The sequence below is a fragment of the Pedobacter sp. WC2501 genome, from assembly GCF_052682415.1.
Genome location: NZ_JBQZFI010000001.1, coordinates 1,732,349 through 1,754,911 on the forward strand (window position 1 = coordinate 1,732,349; position 22,563 = coordinate 1,754,911).

At 37.3% G+C, this 22,563-nt stretch carries 20 protein-coding genes; 16 read left to right on the top strand and 4 right to left on the bottom strand.

Annotation, left to right across the window (positions count from 1 at the left end):
- Nucleotides 1–94: 94 nt before the first annotated feature.
- From ACUN24_RS07545 to ACUN24_RS07555, 3 genes are all read right to left on the bottom strand, one after another.
- Nucleotides 95–904, bottom strand: coding sequence for a helix-turn-helix domain-containing protein (locus ACUN24_RS07545; RefSeq protein WP_445561931.1), 810 nt, complete (start codon nucleotides 902–904; stop codon nucleotides 95–97).
- Nucleotides 905–1,876: an aldo/keto reductase gene (locus ACUN24_RS07550; RefSeq protein WP_445561932.1), complete on the bottom strand. Its 972-nt coding sequence runs from the start codon at nucleotides 1,874–1,876 to the stop codon at nucleotides 905–907.
- Nucleotides 1,877–2,084: 208 nt separating this feature from the next.
- Nucleotides 2,085–2,561, bottom strand: a complete 477-nt coding sequence (locus ACUN24_RS07555; protein ID WP_445561933.1) for a hypothetical protein — start codon at nucleotides 2,559–2,561, stop codon at nucleotides 2,085–2,087.
- Between the two features lie 207 nt (nucleotides 2,562–2,768).
- Between ACUN24_RS07555 and ACUN24_RS07560 the strand changes: the two genes are divergently transcribed.
- From ACUN24_RS07560 to ACUN24_RS07610, 11 genes are all read left to right on the top strand, one after another.
- A complete protein-coding gene (locus tag ACUN24_RS07560) occupies nucleotides 2,769–3,242 on the top strand; it encodes a Dps family protein (protein ID WP_193422051.1) in 474 nt (157 codons plus the stop codon).
- A gap of 62 nt (nucleotides 3,243–3,304) precedes the next feature.
- Nucleotides 3,305–4,000 (top strand): LytR/AlgR family response regulator transcription factor, encoded by a 696-nt coding sequence (locus tag ACUN24_RS07565; RefSeq protein ID WP_445561934.1) that lies wholly within the window; start codon nucleotides 3,305–3,307, stop codon nucleotides 3,998–4,000.
- A 64-nt stretch (nucleotides 4,001–4,064) separates the two neighbouring features.
- Nucleotides 4,065–6,272, top strand: a complete 2,208-nt coding sequence (locus ACUN24_RS07570) for an ATP-binding protein (protein WP_445561935.1) — start codon at nucleotides 4,065–4,067, stop codon at nucleotides 6,270–6,272.
- Nucleotides 6,273–6,284: 12 nt separating this feature from the next.
- Nucleotides 6,285–7,343, top strand: coding sequence for an NADH:flavin oxidoreductase/NADH oxidase (locus ACUN24_RS07575; protein WP_445561936.1), 1,059 nt, complete (start codon nucleotides 6,285–6,287; stop codon nucleotides 7,341–7,343).
- A gap of 23 nt (nucleotides 7,344–7,366) precedes the next feature.
- Nucleotides 7,367–7,918: a hypothetical protein gene (locus ACUN24_RS07580; protein ID WP_445561937.1), complete on the top strand. Its 552-nt coding sequence runs from the start codon at nucleotides 7,367–7,369 to the stop codon at nucleotides 7,916–7,918.
- Between the two features lie 244 nt (nucleotides 7,919–8,162).
- Nucleotides 8,163–8,897: a M17 family peptidase N-terminal domain-containing protein gene (locus ACUN24_RS07585; RefSeq protein ID WP_445561938.1), complete on the top strand. Its 735-nt coding sequence runs from the start codon at nucleotides 8,163–8,165 to the stop codon at nucleotides 8,895–8,897.
- A 123-nt stretch (nucleotides 8,898–9,020) separates the two neighbouring features.
- Nucleotides 9,021–9,842, top strand: a complete 822-nt coding sequence (locus ACUN24_RS07590; RefSeq protein WP_445561939.1) for an alpha/beta fold hydrolase — start codon at nucleotides 9,021–9,023, stop codon at nucleotides 9,840–9,842.
- A 343-nt stretch (nucleotides 9,843–10,185) separates the two neighbouring features.
- Complete coding sequence (locus ACUN24_RS07595) at nucleotides 10,186–11,094, top strand: alpha/beta fold hydrolase (protein ID WP_445561940.1); 909 nt, start codon at nucleotides 10,186–10,188, stop codon at nucleotides 11,092–11,094.
- A 113-nt stretch (nucleotides 11,095–11,207) separates the two neighbouring features.
- The gene (locus ACUN24_RS07600) at nucleotides 11,208–12,080 is read left to right on the top strand and encodes a helix-turn-helix domain-containing protein (RefSeq protein WP_445561941.1); all 873 of its coding nucleotides are present in this window, start codon (nucleotides 11,208–11,210) and stop codon (nucleotides 12,078–12,080) included.
- A 128-nt stretch (nucleotides 12,081–12,208) separates the two neighbouring features.
- On the top strand, nucleotides 12,209–12,706 hold the full coding sequence (locus ACUN24_RS07605) for a hypothetical protein (RefSeq protein WP_445561942.1): 498 nt from the start codon (nucleotides 12,209–12,211) through the stop codon (nucleotides 12,704–12,706).
- Between the two features lie 548 nt (nucleotides 12,707–13,254).
- Nucleotides 13,255–13,815 carry a DUF4256 domain-containing protein gene (locus ACUN24_RS07610; protein WP_445561943.1) on the top strand — a complete coding sequence of 187 codons (561 nt, stop codon included), beginning with the start codon at nucleotides 13,255–13,257 and terminating at the stop codon, nucleotides 13,813–13,815.
- Between the two features lie 7 nt (nucleotides 13,816–13,822).
- Here ACUN24_RS07610 and ACUN24_RS07615 read toward each other — a convergent pair whose 3' ends face one another.
- Entirely contained in the window at nucleotides 13,823–14,323 is a 501-nt protein-coding gene (locus tag ACUN24_RS07615) for a GNAT family N-acetyltransferase (protein ID WP_445561944.1), read from the bottom strand.
- A 419-nt stretch (nucleotides 14,324–14,742) separates the two neighbouring features.
- On the opposite strand from ACUN24_RS07615, the gene ACUN24_RS07620 reads away from it, so the two are divergent.
- The 5 genes from ACUN24_RS07620 (at nucleotide 14,743) to ACUN24_RS07640 (ending at nucleotide 22,029) form a co-directional block, all read left to right on the top strand.
- Nucleotides 14,743–18,024 (top strand): TonB-dependent receptor, encoded by a 3,282-nt coding sequence (locus ACUN24_RS07620; RefSeq protein WP_445561945.1) that lies wholly within the window; start codon nucleotides 14,743–14,745, stop codon nucleotides 18,022–18,024.
- Between the two features lie 137 nt (nucleotides 18,025–18,161).
- Nucleotides 18,162–19,298, top strand: coding sequence for a S41 family peptidase (locus ACUN24_RS07625; RefSeq protein ID WP_445561946.1), 1,137 nt, complete (start codon nucleotides 18,162–18,164; stop codon nucleotides 19,296–19,298).
- Nucleotides 19,299–19,425: 127 nt separating this feature from the next.
- Entirely contained in the window at nucleotides 19,426–21,024 is a 1,599-nt protein-coding gene (locus tag ACUN24_RS07630) for a hypothetical protein (RefSeq protein ID WP_445561947.1), read from the top strand.
- 24 nt (nucleotides 21,025–21,048) lie between these two features.
- The gene (locus ACUN24_RS07635) at nucleotides 21,049–21,750 is read left to right on the top strand and encodes an outer membrane beta-barrel protein (protein WP_445561948.1); all 702 of its coding nucleotides are present in this window, start codon (nucleotides 21,049–21,051) and stop codon (nucleotides 21,748–21,750) included.
- Nucleotides 21,751–21,870: 120 nt separating this feature from the next.
- Nucleotides 21,871–22,029: a hypothetical protein gene (locus ACUN24_RS07640; protein ID WP_445561949.1), complete on the top strand. Its 159-nt coding sequence runs from the start codon at nucleotides 21,871–21,873 to the stop codon at nucleotides 22,027–22,029.
- Nucleotides 22,030–22,563 lie beyond the last annotated feature (534 nt).

A 22,563-nucleotide genomic window follows, 5' to 3' on the forward strand; every position in this document is an offset into this window, starting at 1 on the left:
CTAGTGAAATAGGCGAGGCCATTGTGCAACATTTTGGCTGTTATTAAGGTGGGTCTGAATTGTTTTTCTTTATTTAACAAGATTGTGTTTATTCCTACATGAACTCAGTTGGGGCCTTTCCGAACTTTTTCTTAAAAGAATGGGAGAAGTGCGACAAGCTTTCAAAGCCCAGGTCGAGGTAGATAGCGGATGGCTTTTGATGTTTGGCTTCAATGAGGTGTTTAGCCTCATTTAGCCGTTTTTCCTGAAGCCAGTGACGGGGTGGAGCACCGAATGTCTTCATAAAATCCCTTTTAAAGGCTGCCAGGCTACGGCCTGTTAATTGTGCAAACTTCTCTACAGGAACATTGAAATGAAAATTATGCAGCATAAATTTTTCCAGGTCGATCTTATATGGTTCTGAAAAATCAAATAAAAAATTGAGCAGTACCGGCATGGCCAGCATCAATAATTTGACGCCTTCCTTTACTTTCAGGATGCCCATTTCGTCGGTCATCTCTGCGCCTGAACTACGCGCATAGGGAATAATGGATTGAAAATAACCCTGCAGGAATTCATTGGAAGGAATTAAAATATTGGGCGGACCAATGTATTTCTGGTCTGCTTTGAGCCTTTCTTCTAACACGATTCTGCGCAACAGATCTTCCTGCAGGGATATCACGATGGTTTCATAGTTTGCACCAGGCAGTGGTGTTTTGGTAATTGTACCCAGTTGATTTTTTCCGATCAGCAGCATTTCCCCGGCGGTCATTGAAATGGTTTGCGTAGAAGTTTCCAACGTGAACTGTCCCGAGACCTGTAGGATCAAGGTATGGTGATTCCAGAAACATGCTTTCTCTTTCCGCTCTGCAGAAAGGTAAGAATAGAATATTACACCGGGAAGAATCTCTGCTGGACTGATCATTTAGCGTTGTAAATAAGTGCCGCCCTGGATAGCGCCTGTTGCAAAAGTAGTATTTAAAATATTCATTTCTTCGGGCGTAAATACAATTTTCATCGCTGCAATATTTTCAGGCAAACGCGATCTGCGGCTCATGCTTACTAAGGGCATGATATCATCTCCCTGCTCTTTTACCCATGCTATCGCAACCTGTGTTGGTGTATAACCTTTATCGGCAGCCAGTTGCTTTAATACTTCCACTTTTTCCAGGTTATGAACTAAATTTCCGCCCTGAAAACGGGAGAAGTGATTACGGTAATCATTCTCGGCAAGCGGAGCTTTCATGTCGCCAGTCAATAAACCTTCGGCAGTATTAGCGAAAGCCACTATACCAATTCCTAATGCTTTTGCCGCCGGAAGCAAGTCGCTTTCAATCCCACGCTCGGCCAGTGAATACCCGATTTCCAATGCGCTTATTGGGTGGGCGCTATTGGCTTTCCGAAGCTGATCTGCCGTGATCTCTGATACACCGATGTAGCGAACTTTACCTTCTTTAACCAGATCAGCGACTGTGCCGATGATGTCTTCTACTGGTACACTGTCATCCATCCGGCTGGGTTGGTATAAATCAATGGTTTCGATCCCTAAACGGGTTAGTGAATAGTTTATAAAATTCTTAATGGCAATGGGACGCAGATCTAGTCCCAGCCAATTTCCATTATGGAAGATCGCTCCGAATTTTACGCTGATAAATGCCTCGTCACGTCTCCCTTTTATGGCTTTGCCCACCAGGATCTCATTATGACCAGCTCCGTAAAAGTCGCCGGTGTTCAAAAAATTAATGCCATTATCCAATGCTTCATGGATCGTAGCAATGCTTTCCGTCTCGTCGGGTGTTGATCCGCCCCAGATAGAGGACATGCGCATACAGCCCAAACCAAGTTTGGATACTAAAGGGCCATTTTGGCCTAATTGAATTGTTGTGCTTTTTTTCATGATTTAAAGGTCTGAATTTAAATCATGCGCAATTTGCTCGCATGGCTCATAATACATGCCTGTACGGCTCATAAAAAAACGAATTCCAGGTAATAATCCCGTTTGGAGATCTGCTAAACGAAAATGTAAGTATGGTTGGATATCTTAATTTTGTAAATCATAGTTTATTCGGTACCAATCTTTGCATAAACAAACCAGCTATCAGAATTTAAGGCAGGCAAGTTTCACTTTTTGTAAAGGCTATACCATTTTCATAAGATATCGAATCGGGTTTAGAGAATACCGCTTTGTTGTCTACAACTTTAACTTCGCCGGTTCCTTCAACGAAACCCGTTTGTGTTTTTTTGAATATCACCTCACGTACAGATGTGCTTCCTTCAGACTGAAAAGTATAGTCACCTTTTAAGATCTTTCCGTCAAAATGGCCATTGAAAGTGCCTTTAGAATCATCTTTCTCTGAAAAATTATAAATAATTGATCCTTCTATATCGTTTTTATTAATGGCGGTGATGGCGAGTTGAAAAGTGTCTTTATTGACCGTGTAAAGGTAACAACCTTTTATAGAGGTTTCAGTGCTGTCTGCTGCTGCTTGGTTGCTAGCGGAACTATCTTGTTTAGATTGCGTACAGCTGTACAGGCCGGTTAGCAATATGGACAGGGCAAATAAATTTTGTTTAACGCTCATGATTAATTTTTCTTTGCTTGTACAAATATGGTTCCAATACTTCCGGACCTCTCTGATAGTGAAATGCATCTTTTAGCAAAAGCAATTTATTCAACCCTTCAACGATTCATTTTGCCTGTTTATCGAAAGTCAAATGATTTTAAGCTGATCCTGCTGCATCTTTAAATCATGAAAAGAGCAATACCGCTTAAATAAAAATCTTGAATCATGAAAACTAACATTGGAATTACAGAAAAAAACACAGATGCAGTCGCTGCAGAATTGGCTAAATTATTGGCAGACGAATTTGTATTGTATACCAAAACCAGAAACGCACATTGGAATGTTACAGGTGATAATTTTCACGCAAACCATATTTTCTTTGAAAATCAATACAAACAACTCGATGAATTAACCGACAGTGTTGCCGAGCGTATGCGAAAAATAGGTCATTTTGCACCTGCAACGATGAAAACTTATTTAGAACTTACTCACCTTACAGAATACAGCGAAAGAACTAATGACGGTTTAGGTTATATGGCAGACCTCTTAAGGGATCACGAAAGCATCATCGAATTTTTACGTGGCAATATCGTTCCTTTTGCAGAAAAATATAAAGATTATGGCACCAGCGATTTTATTACCGGACTAATGGAAACACACGAAGAAATGGCCTGGATGATCCGTTCTTACTTCAGATAACTGATCCGGAAAAGAATAAATAAATGGAATAGTTATATTTGAGTCACAAATAAACCATCTCCATGAAAGCGCTAATCGTTGATGACAATGCTATTGCAAGAACTACTTTGGCTCATTTGGCAAAACAAATCCCGAATCTCATTATTGTAAATGAATATTCTAATGCTATAGAAGCCTATCACCATTTGCAGAACAATCAGGTCGATTTGATATTCCTGGATATTGAGATGCCCGAAATGACCGGAATAGAACTTACCAGAAACCTGGTAAGCAAAGATATTATTATCATTTTTACATCTTCAAAAAGGGAATATGCGCTTGAAGCTTTCGAACTGAATATTGCTGATTACCTATTGAAACCTTTTACGCCAGCCCGGTTTTTACAGGCCGTTAGTAAAGCACAAATTATATTAGATAGTAAGAAAGAGCATGTGCAGTTTGATAAGGAAGAGTTCATTTTCGTCAGGGATTCAAATATTACGAGGCGATTGAGCCTGGATGATATTTTTTATGCGGAAGCTATGGGTGATTACGTAAAGTTCTATACTTCAGAAAAAATGTTTGCCATACATGGTACAATGAAAGCTGCTGAAGAACGCTTGCTGAAAAATAATTTTATCAGGGTTCACCGCTCTTATATTATAGCGCTTGGTAAAATAGACACATTGCAGGATGGCGGGGTCGTAATCAATGGAAAATTTATTCCGGTTGCCGATGCTTATCGGAAGACACTCAATGCGAGAATGAATGTTTTTTAAGTTGAGGTGTCCATGCAATGCGTTTGAGCTGAGGCGTTCCTGTCATCAATTTATACTTTAGTTTATGATCAATATTTCTACAGTGATGGGCAATAAACGTTTTGCTTACCTGATTGTGTTTACATTCATTGCAGATTCTATCCTCCTCATCGCGTTGCAAATCAATTCGGCCCAAAATACCAGGGCATTGATAAACAACAACAACATACTTTTAAAGGAATTGCGTTCCAGCAATCACCTGAGGGAGATTGACAGAGATATCTTAGGGGTAGAAAGCAGGATAAGAGCATCTATAGCTACAAATGACACCACGCACCTGGAAGGGGTAGACCAGAAGGTAGACCAGGTAGAAAACTTTCTCGATTCACTTTCAAAAGATAATGTTGATACAAGGGAAGAAGCGCTGATCCGTCGGCTAAGTGTTTTAACATTGGACAAAAAAGTAGTTAAGGAGAAACTTTTACGTCGCTATCTTTCTATTGGAAACATGGACGATCGCAGTTCCATTGCCAATCCGCGGGCGAGAAGAATTTCCAACGAAATCACATCAATTACGGCGAAAATTTATGAAAGCCGGCAATTGAATATGGTAAAACTGAGCAAGCGAAGCGAAGAAATGGGGAGAAAGGCAAGGCTATATGACATTTCCATACTGGCATTGCTTGTTGTAAGTGGCGCCATCATCGGATACCATATTGTCCGCCAGTTTCGCCGTCAACATGTACTGATACAGGAACTTGCCATTGCCGAGAAGAAAGCATCGGTTGCTGCACAAACAAAAGAAAATTTTCTGGCCAATATGAGCCACGAAATCAGAACACCTTTGAGTGGTATTTTAGGATTTACCAATTTACTGCAAAAAAGGCCACTAGATGCGACTTCTACTGAATTTGTATCTTCTATCCAGCGCTCGGGAGAGAATCTGATGGCCATTATCAACGACATTCTGGATCTTTCCAAAATTGAAGCGGGCATGATGCGCATCACGCCGGGAACATTTAGTATCAATGGTTTAATTAATTCTTTAGAAACGCTTTTTCAGGAGCGAGCAAGAGAAAAGGGTTTGACCATATCCAGCAAAATAGATTCCTCTGTTTCAGATACACTAATCGGCGATGCCACAAGATTGACTCAGATATTGGTTAATTTGATAGGTAATGCCATTAAGTTTACCCAGCACGGAAAAATCAATATTGAAGTATATAAAAAAGAACAAACAGGAAGTAAAATAACAGTCGGTTTCAAGGTTGCTGATACTGGAATAGGGATTGATAAGGAAAAATTAAATGAAGTTTTCGAACGGTTTAACCAGGGTGAAGATTCTATAACCCGAAATTACGGAGGAACAGGTTTGGGTTTATCTATTGTGAAAAATCTGATTTTGTTACAAAATGGAAATATTGAAGTAAACAGCGAACAGGGAAAAGGAACGACTTTTAATTTTCATATTCCTTATGACATTGCTGAGCGTCAACTCCCTGTAATACCGCCTGTAAATACCAGTTATTTTAAGGATAAATCAAATGCACCATTGCGGGTTTTGGTTGTCGACGATAATGCCATCAATCAAAGTTTAATGCAGCACTTATTATTACAATGGAATATCGAGTTTGATATCGTATCCAATGGTCTGGAAGCAATTGAACAACTCTCCGGTCAAACCTACGACCTGGTGCTCATGGATATCCAAATGCCAAAGATGGATGGATACGCAGCCACGCAGCACATAAGGGATGTGTTGAAATCCGACATTCCCATCATCGCTATGACGGCACATGCAATGGCAGGAGAAAGAGAAAAATGCCTCAGTCGCGGAATGAATGAATACCTGTCCAAGCCGATTAATGAGGAAAAATTGTTTAAGTTTATATCAGAATTCGGCCTTGAAAACGCACAACAAAAAGAAAAAAAAGCGACAGAAATCACCACCCACTTTCAGTATCTCGATCTTGCTTATATGCGTTCAATAAGCGGAGGGGATACTGATTTCGAAAAAACAGTTACCCAACAATTTATTGATAACATACCCCTTCATTTGCAGGAGCTTTTAACAGCCTATCAAAGCCATGATTTTGTAACGGTAAACCACAGGGCCCATGATTTTAAAACCAGCATTGCCATGATGGGATTATTGACAATCTTGGAAGAAAAACTGGATGTGCTTGAAGTTGCGACCGAACAAAAGGCATCATTACAGCAGGTTTTAGAAGATTTAAAAAGCATTTTAACCCTTGCAGTTGCTGAAGCTAAAATTTTTTTACAACAGTTATAAAAGAAAAATAAAATGGATCTATTTTCACCCATAACCTTTCGCAATCTTACTTTAAAGAACAGGATTGTATTATCCCCTATGCAGCAATATAGTGCAAAAAACGGAGTCCCAGGAAATTGGCATCTGGTACATTTGGGCAGTCGTGCCGTTGGTGGTGCAGGTTTGATTACCACAGAATGCACGGCCGTATCTCCTGAAGGAATGGCAACCTTAAGCGATGTAGGGATTTGGAATGAGGAGCAAAAAAATGCGTGGAAAACCATTGTAGATTTCGTTCATGAACAGGATAGTAAAATCGGTATTCAGCTTTGGCATGCCGGAGGAAAGGGCAGCCTTAAACACCCTAATGAAGGTATGAAACCCTTAAGCCTGGAAGAAGGAGGGTGGATTGTTAAAACCTGTTCCGCAACAGAGCTGAATGGTGTATTATCACAAGAACTAACAATTGCCGAGATTGATGAATTAAAAGTAAAATTTGTTGATGCCGCACATCGTGCTGTTGAAGCTGGTTTTGATACAATTGAAATTCATGCTGGCCACGGTTATTTGTTTCATCAGTTCTATTCAGCAGTTATTAACAAAAGGCAAGATGAATATGGCAGGACTTTTGAAAACCGGATACGTCTTTTGGTGGACACCATAACGGAAGTAAGAAAAGTAATTCCAGAGGGCATGCCGTTACTGGTTAGAATCTCCGCAGTAGATTACATAGATACTGCAGATGCCTGGACTTTAGAAGATAGTATCGCCCTTTCAAAAATACTGAAAGAAAACGGGGTGGATTTTATTACGGCATCGGGCGGAGGATTTACAAATGTAAGTCGTGACAAAGTTTTTCCGGGTTATCAGATTCCTTTTGCAACTGCTATCAGGGAACAAGTAGGCATTGCTACAGGCGCTGTCGGCATGATTACCGATGCAAAACAAGCAAATGAAATTATTGCTAATGACAAGGCGGATCTGGTTGTCATTGCCAGGGAACATTTACGGGATCCTTATTTTGCTATCCATTCGGCTAAGGAGTTGGAGATGGAGATCGAAGTACCATGGCAATATAAAAGAGCTTTTTAACCATTTTTTAAATTCATCTCCCTATGGAAAATTCAGGTGCCTCTGTTGTGATTACCCACCATATACTGGAAGGTAAACAAAAAGAATACGAAAAATGGTTAGATGAAATCTTACCCGTTTCTAAACATGCAACGGGTTTTATTGATTTACAGATCGTAAGGCCTATTCCTAAATTGACATTTGTTTATACTGTTATTATTCGCTTTGATACCATTAATAACCTAAAAAGCTGGATGGAATCCAGAGATCGGAAACAACTCATAGAAAAGGCAAGCCCTTTCTTCAGAAAGAATGACAGATATCAAATAAAATCCGGCCTGGATTTTCTTTTCAATGCAGAAAATGAAGGTCATAAGGTACCCGTTCGCTGGAAACAGTACCTGGTCACCTGGTCGGCAATTTATCCCTTATCTTTAATTATCCCGGTTTTGTTGCTGCCAATTTTAAGATGGCTGGGCATTCCGGTTAACCATTATTTTGATGCCTTTATAAATTCTGGTTGTATTGTTTTGCTGATGGTTTATGTGGTGATGCCAAACTACACCAGGCTGATTAAAAAATGGCTGTTTAAATGAGCTGATAATAGCTAAAGTCCAATTTATTTATCATTAGATCTAAAGAATCACCGCTGTATGGCGGTGATTTTGTTTTTAGCGCAGTTTAGCAAGCAACATACAATTCCAACGATTCTTTTTGCCTGTTCACCGAATTAGAAATTAAAAGGCTCTGATTCTGCAATAGATTTACAGTAGGAAAACAAAAAACTATTAATTAACCAAAGCTAAAAAGTAAATTTATTAATCCATTAAATCTCTTGTTATGATTATCAGAACCATTAAAAAAGCAGCTTACATTTGTTTATATGTATCGATGCTCATTACAGCACCACAATTATCATTTGCACAGACAACGACACAAACAGCAGCTGTAAACACGTCGAAAATCTGGGGAAAAGTTGACGGCATTGCCATCGAAGGAATGGTACAGGGGCCTTCAACCGAAAATACCCAATTGCAAATCGCATGTGTTTTTGAATATACGGAAGGTGATATCTTCAATTCGCCACCCGCTTTACCAGAAGCTGTCAACGGAATGGTTCATCTGGACAAAAGTTTGAATGGCCTCATTACAGACCTAAGAAAATCAGGCAAATTCGCAGGTCATTCATTAGAAACTTTATTAATCACACCACCTTCAGGAAGCATTGCTGCTAAAAAATTACTGCTTATCGGATTAGGCGACCGGAACAAATTCACGCCCGGACTAATGCAGCAGGTTGCCACCGTTGGAATGGAAGAAGCATTGCGCCTTGGGGTTACAGAATATGCCTTTGCATCTGATTTGAAAGATGCTGGAATAGATTCTCCAACCGCAGAAGTTGCAGGATATGGTGTTACCGGAGCAATAAATGCCTACCGGACCCAGGTTTACTTAAAAGATAAAAAGATGTCGAACTTTAAACCAATAAGGAAGATAACATTATTAGCCGGACCTGCTTTCTTCATTACTGCCGGCGAAGGAATCACGAAAGCAATTGCAGCTTTTAATAATTAAAATGCTTAATCAACCGGTTAATTTTATCATAGGTCAAGATTTAAACGCCTTTACTAGTTTACTTTTGATAAACAATAAAATAAAAACCTTCAGAAAATAAATAAATTACAAAAACTTAAAACTATGAGTACGCTAAAATTAAAAGACGGAACAGAGATTTTTTACAAAGATCAAGGTCAGGGGCCAACTTTAATGTTTCACCATGGATGGCCTTTATCATCAGATGACTGGGATGCACAAGTTATTTTTTTCCTGCAAAGAGGCTTCAGAGTGATTACGCATGATAGGAGAGGCCACGGCCGTTCCAGCCAGGATATTTATGGCCATGATATTGAAACTTACGCTGCTGATGCTTCTGAGTTGGTCGATTTCCTTGGCTTGCAGGATGTTGTTCATATCGGACATTCTACTGGCGGCGGCGAAGTTATCCGCTATGTTAATAAATATGCTAATGGAAGAGCTAAAAAAGCCGTATTAATCAGTGCAGTTCCGCCAATAATGGTGCAGAGTGACAGCAACCCGGATGGTGTTCCAATGTCTGTTTTTGATGATATCAGAGATCAAACGCTTAATAACAGACAGCAGTTTTATATCGATTTAACCATTCCATTCTACGGGTACAACAGGGAAGGTGCAGTTGTAAAAGAAGGCGTACAAAGAAACTGGTGGAGACAGGGTATGATGGGCGGAATTGTTGCGCATTATGAAGGCATAAAAGCATTTTCTGAAACTGATTTTAATGAAGATTTGAAAGCAGTTGATATTCCGGTTCTGGTATTACATGGGGAAGATGACCAGATTGTTCCTTATCAAAATGCCGGCGTTAAGTCTGCTAAATTGCTAAAAAATGGTAAATTGATTACCTATCCTGGATTTCCTCACGGTATGCCAACCACGGAAGCCGCAACAATTAATAAAGATATTTTAGCATTCATCCAGTCGTAACCTTAAGATCAAGTTTGTTGACTTAATTACATACCTGTTCATAAATCACTAAAAGCCCATTCTGTTAAACAGTGTGAGCTTTTTTAATGTCAGTACGTCACTGTTTGGTTTTAATATACTGCGGATAGTTATTTCTAAAGCTGAAAAGGTAGCGTAAGTGATTTGCTAAAAATCCATACTATGGTATAGATGAACAGTCTGATTAGTATGAAAATATTTGAAATGGGAAAAATGTACAAGACTGTTGTCTGTTTGTCCATTCCCTGGGCAGGGTATTCTCCCCATCTTTGTATTGTCAACAAACAACAAAATATTTCAAACATTAATTTAAATAAAAGCAACAATGAAAAATCTAATCTTAACAACAAGCCTGATTATTACTTTAATTACAAGCCAATTCGCTTTTTCACAAACCAAAAGAACTCCTGCATCTGCCGGAAGAGCAGAATATATAGAAGTTGAACCTGGTGTGAAACTTCATGTAACCGATCTTGGCGTAGGACAACCAATTGTACTGATTCATGGATGGCCACTTAGCGATGAAATGTACGAATATCAATACCAGTATCTGGTAAGGAAAGGTTTCAGGGTAATCGGTATTACGTTACGTGGTTTCGGTAAATCTGATAAGCCTTACGGAAAATACAATTTTGATGTTTTTTCTGACGATATTTATGCTGTCCTTCATACCTTAAAAATAGAAAATGCTGTTCTGGGCGGTTTCTCTATGGGCGGTGCTGTTACCATTCATTATGTAAACAAGTATAAATCTGCACATGTGAGCAAACTGGCGCTATTTGCTGCAGCGGCACCATCCTGGAAACAACGTGCAGATTACAACTACGGAATATCTGAAGAAGGTGCTGCCGGACTAATTAAACAAACCATGACCAACAGAGAAGATCTTATAGGCGGATTAGGTGCTGCATTTGCGGCCAAAGGTACCACACTTCCAAAAAATACAGATAAATGGTTGGAGAATATCAATCTATCAGCAAGCCCTTATGCAGTTACTGAATCTATCTCTGCCCTTGGCGACCTTGACCTTCGTCCTGTACTTAAAAACATAACAATCCCTGTAGCCATTTTTCAGGGAACAAAAGATCAATTGATTGATTTTACCATGGCAGAGCAATTACACAAAGGTTTGAAAAACTCATACATTGTGAAATTCGAGAATAGCGGACATGCACTTTTTGTAGAGGAGATGGATAAATTTAATACCGAACTTGAGAAATTTGCGAAAAAATAGTCACAATGGTTCCCTGTAGGTTTGTAATTACCTGCAGGGAATTTTTGTTTTAGCCAGTATTAAAATCATCACAAAGAATATTTTTATCTTTAACTCACCTGATTAGCGCTATTATGAAACAAAGCATTTTTGACGAAAACCTTAAAACCATCGGCATGTTAAGTGTTGATTTACAAAGTATCGAAGTCATTAATTCTGAAGCATATAAATCCTATATCAAAGTGCTATATCTTAACGAAGGATTTGAGATAAAAGTAGATTTCAATATATATAACACTTCTGGTCCAACACTATTCTTTGTCAGTCCAAATCAGGTACTGAGCATCGAAAAACCTGGTGAACAACCTGGTCGCTTAGTTTTTTATAACCGCGACTTTTATTGCATACAGTTGCATGATGAAGAAGTTGCCTGTGATGGGCTCTTGTTTAATAATATCAACAATATGCCAATGACGGTGATACCCGAGCAGGACGCTACTTTTATTGAATACTTGTTTTCCAGGATGGAAGACGAATTTGAATTGAAGGATGGCTCACTGGAAGAAATGATCAGAACATATCTTAAACAGCTGTTGATCAAGTCGACCCGATTATGGAAAGTACAGCACTTAGAAGGGGTGATGGCGGCCAGACCCAATAATGACCTCGAGTTTTTTAGGAAATTTACAAAATTGGTTGAAGCTCACTATAAACAAAAGCATCATGTTGCCGACTATGCAGACTTGTTGCTGATCGCGCCAAAAACCCTCACCCATAGATTTAAGCGGCTGGGGCTTCCTCAACCGAACGAAATCATTAAGAACAGGATAATTTTAGAGGCAAAGCGGCTTCTGGTACATACCGATAAATCTGCAAAAGAGGTAGCTTATAGCTTAGGCTATGATGATCCTGCATACTTTAGCAGGTTATTTTTGATTAAAACCGGTGAACCCCCATCTGGCTTCAGGTCTAAGTACCTAAGTGTGCAGGAAACGAAACAGGAATAATCTTTCGTACTTAGGTTACGGTATTATAGGTAAGCGCATGCCCATTCTACTGCGTTTCAGTCGAGAGGCGACTTATTTATGTAAGCCGTTTACTCCTTTTTCACTACATTTAATTACAAAAGTGCTATATGCATACTTCATTTTACTTAGAGAAATTTCAAAAAGCAGCTGATCAGCTCGATCAAAAAATGCTTCATGAAAAAGAAATCGAGGCTGCTGTTGGAGCGGTTTTGGATTCTGCATTTTTAAAACTCTATAAAAAATCCTGGGCAAGTCCTGCGCAGGATCCCTTAACTGCAGTTTCGAGGATTTTCTTTTCCATTTGGATAAATGATGCCGCCATTCAAGAGCAGAAGATTTATTATAACATTCATGCATTTAAACTGAGGCATCTTAAAGATTACGCCATACAAAGCAGACAATTTGCCGATCTATTCAGAAGCAGTTTCAATATTTTTGAAACCCAGTGGCCAAATGTGAGGGTTAGTTATGGTCCGCTAACTTTAATGCAGGGCTGGGTAAATTGTGATGCAAACGATTTTCAAAATGAAATTTTATCACTGGCTAATAATTTTCTATCGATAGCACATTTGGTTGATGATACACTAATTCAATTCAAAAAATAAAGCCTGATTAAGGGCTTGGATTTTTAACAAAATATAAGCTTTATGTGCCTAAGTTCTTTGCATAATTAAGGTTTTTTTCTAGGAAAACGAGCGTACAGTAGTTCTTGGCGTTGTTCAGTCCCGCCATTCGCTGTAGCTCCGATAGAAAAAATCGGAGGCTGCCGCTGTTGTCGGGTTTAGGAACAAGGGTTTGTGCACCCTGCAACCTCAAAAATGAACGACTGTTTTGTCTAATTAGCCCCGATTGAAGCGTTACTGCAATTTCATTAGGTTAAGCACCGCAGTTGTTAGTCTGAACGTAGTCGAAGACTTCTTGAGATAGATAAATCGTAAATAAATGCCCTTCGACTACGCTCAGGGTGACATCTTTTGAGATTTATCCCTTAACTTAATGACAACATTGAGCGTTACCCTGCAGCAACGAGGTACGAGGAAGCGAAGCGTAAAAGTGGAAGACGGGAAAAAACTTCTTGTTTTGTACAGGCTTTGCGCTCCAAATAAAAATTGGTATTTTTAAAACCAAGAAACTATTCGATTGAAACTATAATATGAGCAAAAAAGAACTATCTGTAGAACAAACGCATGAATTGCTGAATACATTGAAAACCCGTTTCGAGAAAAACATGGAGCGTCATAAAGGTATCGAATGGGCTAAAGTACAGGCAAAATTGGAATCTAATGCTGATAAACTCTGGGTACTTGATGAAATGGAAGTAACCGGGGGTGAACCCGATATTGTGGATTATGATGAAAAAACAGGTGAATATATTTTTTACGATTGTTCGGCAGAGAGCCCTAAAGGCCGTAGGAGTATTTGTTATGATTTGGAAGGACTAGAATCAAGAAAGGAACATCAGCCAGAAAATAATGCTATTGATATGGCTGCTGCAATGGGTATTGAACTGTTAACAGAAGAGCAATATCGATTTTTGCAGCAACTCGGCCAGTTTGATACGAAAACATCCAGTTGGATCGTTACTCCTCCCGGAATCAGAAAATTAGGAGGTGCTCTTTTTGGTGATCGGCGCTACGATCATGTGTTCGTGTACCACAATGGCGCACAATCGTATTATGCTGCAAGGGCATTTCGTGGTTTGTTAAGAGTGTAATTAACTGTTACAACAGCTTTTGATAACAAAAGAAACGTAGTCCGGGGCGCTTGGCCAGGTTAATTTCGCCACTAAACTGATAGCCCAGTTTTGGGAAAAGCGCTTGTGTGGCCATGTTTTTACTGTTGGTATCTACTCTTAAGATAGAGATTCCCGAAGCTTTCGCTACCTGTTCTGCCTGGTTCATCAAAGCTTTGGCAATGCCCTTGCCTTGGCAATCCGGATCTACGGCTAAACGGTGCGTAACAATGGCTTTTTCCGTAATGTCCCAACCCGCATCTGCATATTCGGGGTCCTGATCTGTCGTAATTGCTGAAACACCAACAATTTCATTTTCCATTTCAGCTACCCATAACTGACTAATCGTAATATCATTGGTAAATACTTCAGGGTTCGGATAATCATCTCCCCACTGTAAATTTCCTGAAGCACGCATTAAGGGCACAACCTTGCGCACAAGTTGCATAATTAGTGGGATATCTTCTTTAACGGCTAATCTTATTGTCATGGATGCAAAGATAATAGATGGGTTTATTCGTTCAGTTGTTCATTGGTCATTTGTTTGTTGGTTAATGGTTTTTATGGCTCTTCGCTGGTGGTTCATTGGTTCAAGAGTGATTGGTTTATTAGTAGCATGTTACGGAGCTTGAGTAACCGCCAACTAAAAATTATTAACTGAAAATTGACTTCGGACTTCCGACTAAAGACTTGGATTTTTCTAATCTTCATCAAATCTTCATCTTTCTGTCTGATATTTGGGCATATTGCTCTTCATCATATTCCGGCTTCTAAAGAGCTGTTAAGGAATTGTTTTCCTATTGTTTAATTCTGATTTTCATATTGTTAACATAAGGTTAAACTTAATTTCAAGTTAATATTCAGTTAACATTAAGACTGTTGTTTTGTGCCAAAATAAAATAACAGAAAATGAAATCACGTATACTATCGCTAGTAAGTATTCTTGTACTCCTGGTCACGTTTGCTCAGGCGCAGGTTACAACGTCTAGTATTAATGGAAAGATTAAGGATAATAAAGGTATCATCCCTGGTGCAACCATCGTTATGGTACACGTTCCTACAGGAACAGTCTCCAAAGGTTCGTCAAACGAATCCGGGCTTTACCGCATTGGCAACTTAAATCCTGGTGGACCATACAAAATCACCGTAACTTTTGTAGGTTATAGTCCAGTAGTAAAAGAAAACATTTATTTAACTCTTGGTTCAGACCTAAAACTCGATCTTGATCTTCAGGAGCAGGGCAATCAATTGGCTGAAGTAAGCGTTAAAGGTCAAAAGGGCGGAACAAAATCTGGTGCAGGTACCAGCATTGGCGAAGGTCAGATTAAAACCTTACCAACTATGAACCGCAGTTTGCAGGATGTTACCCGTGTAACGCCTCAAGGCAGTAAAGATAATACCTTTGGCGGTACCAATTTCAGGTATAACAACGTAACCATTGATGGTGCGGTTAACAACGACGCCATTGGTTTCAGTCCTTCATTGGGTGGGCAGAGCGGAAGTTCGGGCATGCCAGGAAGCAGTACACGTACCAACCCGGTTTCGCTTGATGCGATCCAGGATGTGACCGTTCTACTTTCTCCTTACGATGTTAAAGTGGGTAACTTTTTAGGTGGTAGTATTAACGCTGTTACGCGTGGTGGTACCAACGAGGTAGTAGGATCGGTTTATGGTTATGGCCGTAACGCTTCATTGATCGGTAGAAATAAAATCGGCGATAATGCAAAAGAGCCTTCTGCCTTTCACGATTATCAAACCGGTTTCCGTGTTGGTTTCCCTATTATAAAAGATAAGTTATTCTTTTTTACCAACGAGGAGATTACCCGCCGTCAGGACCCTGTTATTTTAGGTGCAGGTTCTCCGCAGGGTATTATTTCATTGTCTCAAGCCCAACAAATTTCAGATCGCATGAAAAATGCTTATGGTATAGATGCTGGTGCTTATGGTGATTATAATATCTACTCTCAATCTAATAAGTTTTTTAATCGATTAGATTGGAACATCAGTGAAAGTACACAGTTAACCATCAGAAACAATACCATCGTTTCAAAGGCTACTAACTTAGAAAGAGACCAGTCTAACTTCAGGTTTGGGAGTATCGATTTTAAGCAGAATAATAATCAAAGTTCAACCGTTGCTGATTTAAAAACAAGGTTTAACAATTCTGCTACAAATAACCTGATTTTAGGTTATTCAACTGTACACGATTTCCGTACACCTCTTTCAGATCCTGCTATCCCACAAATTGAAATTGGCTCTGGTGGTGGTACTATTTTCCTGGGTACAGATAGAGAAGCAAGTATTTTTAATATGAAGCAAAATACTTTTGAACTAACGGATAACTATTCATTCAGCAAAGGCATACATAATTTTACGGTGGGTACGCACAATGAATTTTATAAAATCAATTATGGTTTTGTGAATGCCTGGAACGGTAGGGTAGCTTACGAGAATGTTGATGACTTCTTAAACAACAAGCCAAAAAGAGTACGTACAAGTTTTGATTATGCTGATAATACCCGCGATAATATTATTGCGAATCCGACAGCTAAATTCAATGTTAATCTTTATAGCGCTTATGGGCAGGATGAAATGCGTTTGAGCGATAAATTTAAACTGACATTAGGTTTGCGTTTCGATATGGCTGATTTACCAACCATGCCAACTTTGAGTAGTAAAACAACTAACTCACCAGTTGATCCTAACTATGGTACAACATATACCTATACCCAACCTTCAAATATTAATAATAAGTTTTTAAATAAAGTTCAGATTTCACCAAGATTAGGCTTTAATTTCGATGCATTGGGTGATCAAAGTTTGATTGTACGCGGTGGTAGTGGTTTATTTACCAGTCGTGTACCTTTTGCCTGGTTAGGTTATGCGTACTACAATAATGGTGTAAACTATGGTTCTTATGATCTTAAACCTGCAACAGGAAACAAGGTTGTGACGCAAGTGCCTGGTACCGATCCAATTAAAGATGCATTAGGTGGAAATGGCGAAGCAGGATACGCCGCCAAACAAGGCGTAAACATTAACGATGCAAATGGTTCAACACAAGTAGATTTAGTGGATAATAATTTTAAAATGCCAAAAGCATGGAGAAGTAATCTAGCCTTTGATTTCAAAACACAGGATAACTGGAAATTTACTGTAGAGGGTATTTATAGCAAGGTTATTAAGGATGTTGCTTTCCAGCAAATTAACTATGTAGATAATCCAAAGTACATGGTTTATGATACACAGCAGCAACAACCAATTTATAGTACATCTTCCGGAGCATACGGAAATGGAAAGATTAATAACAAGTATACAAATGCTTATTTATTATCAAATACCGATCAAGGATATAAATATTCCTTAACAGGACAGGTGAGTAAATCTTTACCAATTGGTTTAGATGTAATGGTGGCTTATACTTATGGTCAGTCAAAAGATATTGCAAACGGTATCCGGAACTCGATGGAATCTAACTGGCAGTTAAACCAGGCGCTTAACCCAAATAACCCAGGTTTGGCTTATTCTAATTTCGATATCCGCAACAGGATTATCTCTACCATCAATTATAGGTTAGATTGGGCTAAAAATGGTAAATACGTCTCTAACTTCTCGTTGTTCTTCAGTGGTCAATCAGGTTCTCCTTATTCATTGGGTTTGGTGAACAGTACAATCAATGGAACCGGACAAACCGTAAGTTTAATGTATATTCCGGCAACTGGCGAAACACAGAAATTTTTTGCCAATACAGCTGATGGAATTGCACAGGCAGCAGCGTTTGATAGCTACATCAATAGTGATAAATACCTAAGCAGCCGTCGTGGCAATTTTACAGAACGTAACGGCGCACGTACCCCTTGGAACGTTCAGGCTGATTTCCGTTTCTCTCAGGATATTCAGGTTACAAAAGGTAAACACCCACATGTACTTACTTTAACTTACGATATTGTTAACCTAACCAACCTGGTAAATAAAGATTGGGGAATTCAATATTTTTCTCCTAATACGTTCAATTCAATGGCTAGTGTTGGTTTATCACTTGCTAAAGATGCTACAGGAAAAGTAATTTCTGCAGGTAGCGCAACTACTTATCCTACTTATAGCTTCAAACAAAGCGATGTAACTTCTTATTCTAGAGATTTCTTTGCGTCACGTTATCAAATGCAATTGGGATTGAGATATAGTTTCTAATCTTTTAATTTAAATAATAAAGTTAAGTGTTTGAGTTAGTTTTAATTATTATTGGCAATTCTCTATCGAGAATTGCCAATTTTATTATAACCGAATTTTTGAGTTTCAGCTTATTTCACTTATGAAATAATAGTCTTATGAAAAATATTTTATTGATTGTTATACTATGTGTTTTTTTTAATAGCTGTAAACATCGTAGCTTTTCTGATTATGAGAATCCACAAAATTTCAGTGAAATTTTTGCATTATTCTGGTATAAATTGAATAATAGATATGTTTATTGGGATAAAGATCCGACAAATTGGGATTTGATATATAATAAGTATAAACCTTTATTTGATAGATTAGATAATAGTGATATTTCTAAAAGAAAAGCAGTTGGTTATTTCAAAGAAATGACTAGCTCATTAATGGATGGGCATTTTAGTATTATCTTTCATGATAAAGTAATCAGTGATTCTATTATTTTTCCTTCAATTAATAGAAAAAATAAAATAGCTTATTTTCATGATAGATATAATTATGATGATGTTGTTAAAAACTATTTAGATGTAGGTTTTTTTTCTGGTAAAGGTAACGTAAATGTTGGCGGTGAATTGATAAACTCACTTGCAGGGACAATCAATAAAGATATTCTTTACTTTCACTGCAATTTTTTTGCGCTTAAAAAATCTTACGAATCAAATGATGGGAACAGGGTCAAGCAAACACTGGAATTTTTCTTCTCAAAACTTAAAAATGTTAGCGGGGAAACTAAGGGTATTATATTAGACTTAAGGAATAATAGTGGTGGTGATCTTGCAGATTTAAATTTTATTGGAGGTAAGTTAATTAATCGTGATACTCTTTTTGGATTTTCTAGAAGTAAAAATGGAATTGAAAAGTATGGATATTTTCCTTGGGTAGAAGCTAAACTAAAAAAGGATCTACAATATAACATTAATGTTCCCATCATGATTTTAGGTGATATCTTTTCTGCTTCATTATCTGAGACATTTATTATCGCATTGAGATCAAAAAAAAACTTATTCATTGGCGAGCAAACATATGGAGCAACTGGTCCGGTTTCGGACTCATCAATATTTAATTCTGGATCTTTTAGCGTTGGCAATTTTTTGGCTGTAACTAGTTCATCTGTCGAATTTATAGGAGCCAATGGAGAATTTTATGAATCAAGGGGAGTCACCCCAGATATCTTTTCTCCTTTGAATTACAATAGTTTATCAGAAGGAAAAGATGTTCAATTAGAGATAGCAATTAGCAAGCTTAATTAGTCTTAAATGTCTTCTTTTATTAACAATAAATTAAGATTTTATTATCAAATTGAAATATAGATTTTCTTTAAATCGATTCTTTTATATTTATTTATTAAATATTATAAATCATAATTAAGCTACTGAAATGAAAAAAGAATTTAAATTATCATGTTTTGTTATTCTATTGTTAATCTTTTGTTTAGGCTGTAAAAAGGGGCAGGAACGAGATTATGTTAAATTAGCCTCTTCAACGAAAAACACGATTATACCGTACAGTTTTGATTGGGAAACAGTTGATTATATGCCAACCCCAGCTGGAACCCAAATATTAGTGCCATGGGCAAGTAATTCAAATCAATCTTTTCCAAGTATATATGGTACAGATATAAAAAAATCTGACGGATGGGAGCTTGTTTATAATACATTTAGTCCGTCTCAATTTATACAACCTGCATTCTTTGTTCTCTACAATCGCTATCGTGGCTTATTAAGAGGATATTTTTATCTGACGCCAAATACACCAATACCCAGTAGTAATATTGCTCATTCCCTGATACAAAAAAATACCGCTAATCCTCTACCAGTGCTGAGCTACTCCTCATTAGGTTCGGCAGATTTAAGTGCAACAAATAATGTTTCTACATTAGTGCAACAATATCGAACAACGTCTACTGGAACATGGTATGCTGCTGAATTTGAAATGGCATATGATCCTAATGTTGGGGCAAAATCAGCTATTACTAACTTAATGGAATGGTCCGTTAACTCTGTTAACATTAGTGACATTAAAATTAATGGTACCTCAAAAGGTAGTATAAAAGGAACAATTGCGCAACCTGTTGCTGCCCCAGATTTATTATCTTCTTTTTTTGCGGGGGCGCTACAGCTTTCTTCTCTTTCTATAATAAATGATCTTAAATTAAGTAATCTTTTTACCAACTCTGTTAAAAGTTCTATGCAATCAGGTCTTGAAGGAAATATTAAGAATGTTGTAAATGCAATTTATGGAGGGGCTAGTGGGGCTGGCGCTGATAGTACAAAACAATATGTTAATTTAACTACGAATACAACTTACACTTTAGCAGGAACCTCTACAGATACTTATCAGATTAGTAACCCAACAATGATAATACCAGGTAGTAATGGTCAAGAATCGGTAACAGGATATAGTCCTTTATATACCAAAGCTATGGGGGTGATGACTTTATCTTCCGTTCCAGAAAGTCGTATGACAGTAGGCACTTCTAGTACCGGTATTGATTATAATTTCATGAAGTTAAACCCTAATTCATACAGCATTATTTGGAATCCAAATGTAATTAACAGTTCCACTACTGGAGCTACAATACAGAATTTAAAGCAGGAAATAATAAGCTATGAAAATTATTTGGATGACACAGATGATCTAAACCCTGCACATTTTCCATCGCAATACACTGAATTTGATGGGGATAAGCCTTATTTGAAAAGTGATCTAACCAATAATACAACTAGAACAGTTAGTCAGATGGGATTTGTGAATATTGCAGATTATGAAATTCCCTTACAGCAGTTTTCAAGTTGTTATGGTTGTGATAATTTTAATATGTTGATGGCTTATCCCGTAACAGAGAATAAAATATTGAAAAATCATGTTCTAAGAATATCATTTGATGTAGTTCCAAATAATGGAGCCCCTAGAAGTACAATTGTTAAATCATTCAATATCTTTTTCAAAGGGCCAACAATGTATTCCCCTTCTTAAAGCGTTGAATTAGATATAAATAATTTGTTCGTCAATAAAGAAATATTTTTTGCTTTTCTATTTTCCTTATTTTTTTTAAATGGGGTTTATGCCCAATTTAATATTGGCATTGATTTTGGAAAAACAAATAATCAATTGAATTTTACTTCAATAGATACAGCATTAAGGACACAGAAAAGGTGTGGATATATTTTTGATGTTGATTTAAATTATGGCTTTAACAAATCATTATCCTTAGAATTAATTCCTAGCTTTTTGGAAAAGAAATATTCATTAGTGAATAAAGGTCAAATGTTTTATGATGTAAACAATAAGTATTTACAATTTCCAGTTAATTTAAAGTTTTATTTCTTTTTGAAAAAAAAAATAAGATTATCAATTTCTTTGGGCGGTTATTGTGCTTATTGGTTAAAAAGTGAAATAGATAGCGAAGTTCCAAATGTTTTTGAAATAACCAATGAAATTAACGAACAAGAGGTTTTAAAACTTGAGAGAATCAAAAGTCTATATAAATTCGACTCAAAATATGATAATAGATTAGAATTTGGTTTAAGTAACAAGACTGAATTGGAATATTGTATCATTAACAATATTTTCTTATCGGTTAAATTTCATTATTATAAATCTTTAACAAATCAACAGTATCATATAAACGAGATTCAATCAACAAGGCATAATCAAACCAGTATATTTTCTGCAGGGGTAGTTTATTCAATAAAAATGTAAAGTATACTATTTTATGATTAAACTAACTCTGCAGTATTAAACTTTCCTATTCTGCTTGTGTCCAAATTATACACACATCGTAAAGCTTGAATTTATTTTTCAATTTAAAAAGGTTAGGTTATGAAAAGGATTGTAAATGTATTGCTCTTGTTGATTATGGCTGTTAATTTTAGTGCATGCGTGGTAAGCACGCGCGTACCAAGGGCACATTGGGTGCGTGGGCATTATAATATTGACCCTTATGGTGGTCGTTATTGGGTGCCTGGACATTACCGTTAATTTTTATTATCGCTGCCATCAAAAAATGGTGGCGATTTGTTTTGTAACCATGTTAAAAAAAGTGAATACGTAACTTAAACGATTGCTGATTTAGATTACAGGAATAGAAATGATGCATCACTGCTATTAATCTCCAATTTAGCATACGAGAAGAGATTCTTTTACACATCAGCGTTAAAATTAAAGAAAGACCTAAAGCGTTGGAAATGAATGTTTAAGCGTTTGCGGATAAAGCAGAAGTTAGTAAAGATCTGATTTTCTGGATTGAAAATATCAGCATTCCCCATCTTTAATGGTGCTGATGGATTTTGTTAAAAGTCTTCAGATAGGTCTAAACAGCTTTTTTTAAGGACATTAATTTTTATAAAAAGATGGTGAAATAGATTGTAAATCTTAATTTTTAAAGGTCTGATATTCAGATTTAAGCATGTAAAACAGTCCTCCGCTGTAAAGGGAGGATTGTTTTCTTAAATAATAATTGAATTAATTTTTGCATAAATAATTTAAAAGCGCTAATATTGCACTCCCAAAACG

Bases quoted from the DNA above. Each gene is read 5' to 3' on its own strand.
- ACUN24_RS07545 (WP_445561931.1), bottom strand. From the start codon at position 904: ATGATCAGTCCAGCAGAGATTCTTCCCGGTGTAATATTCTATTCTTAC.
- ACUN24_RS07550 (WP_445561932.1), bottom strand. From the start codon at position 1,876: ATGAAAAAAAGCACAACAATTCAATTAGGCCAAAATGGCCCTTTAGTA.
- ACUN24_RS07555 (WP_445561933.1), bottom strand. From the start codon at position 2,561: ATGAGCGTTAAACAAAATTTATTTGCCCTGTCCATATTGCTAACCGGC.
- ACUN24_RS07560 (WP_193422051.1), top strand. From the start codon at position 2,769: ATGAAAACTAACATTGGAATTACAGAAAAAAACACAGATGCAGTCGCT.
- ACUN24_RS07565 (WP_445561934.1), top strand. From the start codon at position 3,305: ATGAAAGCGCTAATCGTTGATGACAATGCTATTGCAAGAACTACTTTG.
- ACUN24_RS07570 (WP_445561935.1), top strand. From the start codon at position 4,065: ATGATCAATATTTCTACAGTGATGGGCAATAAACGTTTTGCTTACCTG.
- ACUN24_RS07575 (WP_445561936.1), top strand. From the start codon at position 6,285: ATGGATCTATTTTCACCCATAACCTTTCGCAATCTTACTTTAAAGAAC.
- ACUN24_RS07580 (WP_445561937.1), top strand. From the start codon at position 7,367: ATGGAAAATTCAGGTGCCTCTGTTGTGATTACCCACCATATACTGGAA.
- ACUN24_RS07585 (WP_445561938.1), top strand. From the start codon at position 8,163: ATGATTATCAGAACCATTAAAAAAGCAGCTTACATTTGTTTATATGTA.
- ACUN24_RS07590 (WP_445561939.1), top strand. From the start codon at position 9,021: ATGAGTACGCTAAAATTAAAAGACGGAACAGAGATTTTTTACAAAGAT.
- ACUN24_RS07595 (WP_445561940.1), top strand. From the start codon at position 10,186: ATGAAAAATCTAATCTTAACAACAAGCCTGATTATTACTTTAATTACA.
- ACUN24_RS07600 (WP_445561941.1), top strand. From the start codon at position 11,208: ATGAAACAAAGCATTTTTGACGAAAACCTTAAAACCATCGGCATGTTA.
- ACUN24_RS07605 (WP_445561942.1), top strand. From the start codon at position 12,209: ATGCATACTTCATTTTACTTAGAGAAATTTCAAAAAGCAGCTGATCAG.
- ACUN24_RS07610 (WP_445561943.1), top strand. From the start codon at position 13,255: ATGAGCAAAAAAGAACTATCTGTAGAACAAACGCATGAATTGCTGAAT.
- ACUN24_RS07615 (WP_445561944.1), bottom strand. From the start codon at position 14,323: ATGACAATAAGATTAGCCGTTAAAGAAGATATCCCACTAATTATGCAA.
- ACUN24_RS07620 (WP_445561945.1), top strand. From the start codon at position 14,743: ATGAAATCACGTATACTATCGCTAGTAAGTATTCTTGTACTCCTGGTC.
- ACUN24_RS07625 (WP_445561946.1), top strand. From the start codon at position 18,162: ATGAAAAATATTTTATTGATTGTTATACTATGTGTTTTTTTTAATAGC.
- ACUN24_RS07630 (WP_445561947.1), top strand. From the start codon at position 19,426: ATGAAAAAAGAATTTAAATTATCATGTTTTGTTATTCTATTGTTAATC.
- ACUN24_RS07640 (WP_445561949.1), top strand. From the start codon at position 21,871: ATGAAAAGGATTGTAAATGTATTGCTCTTGTTGATTATGGCTGTTAAT.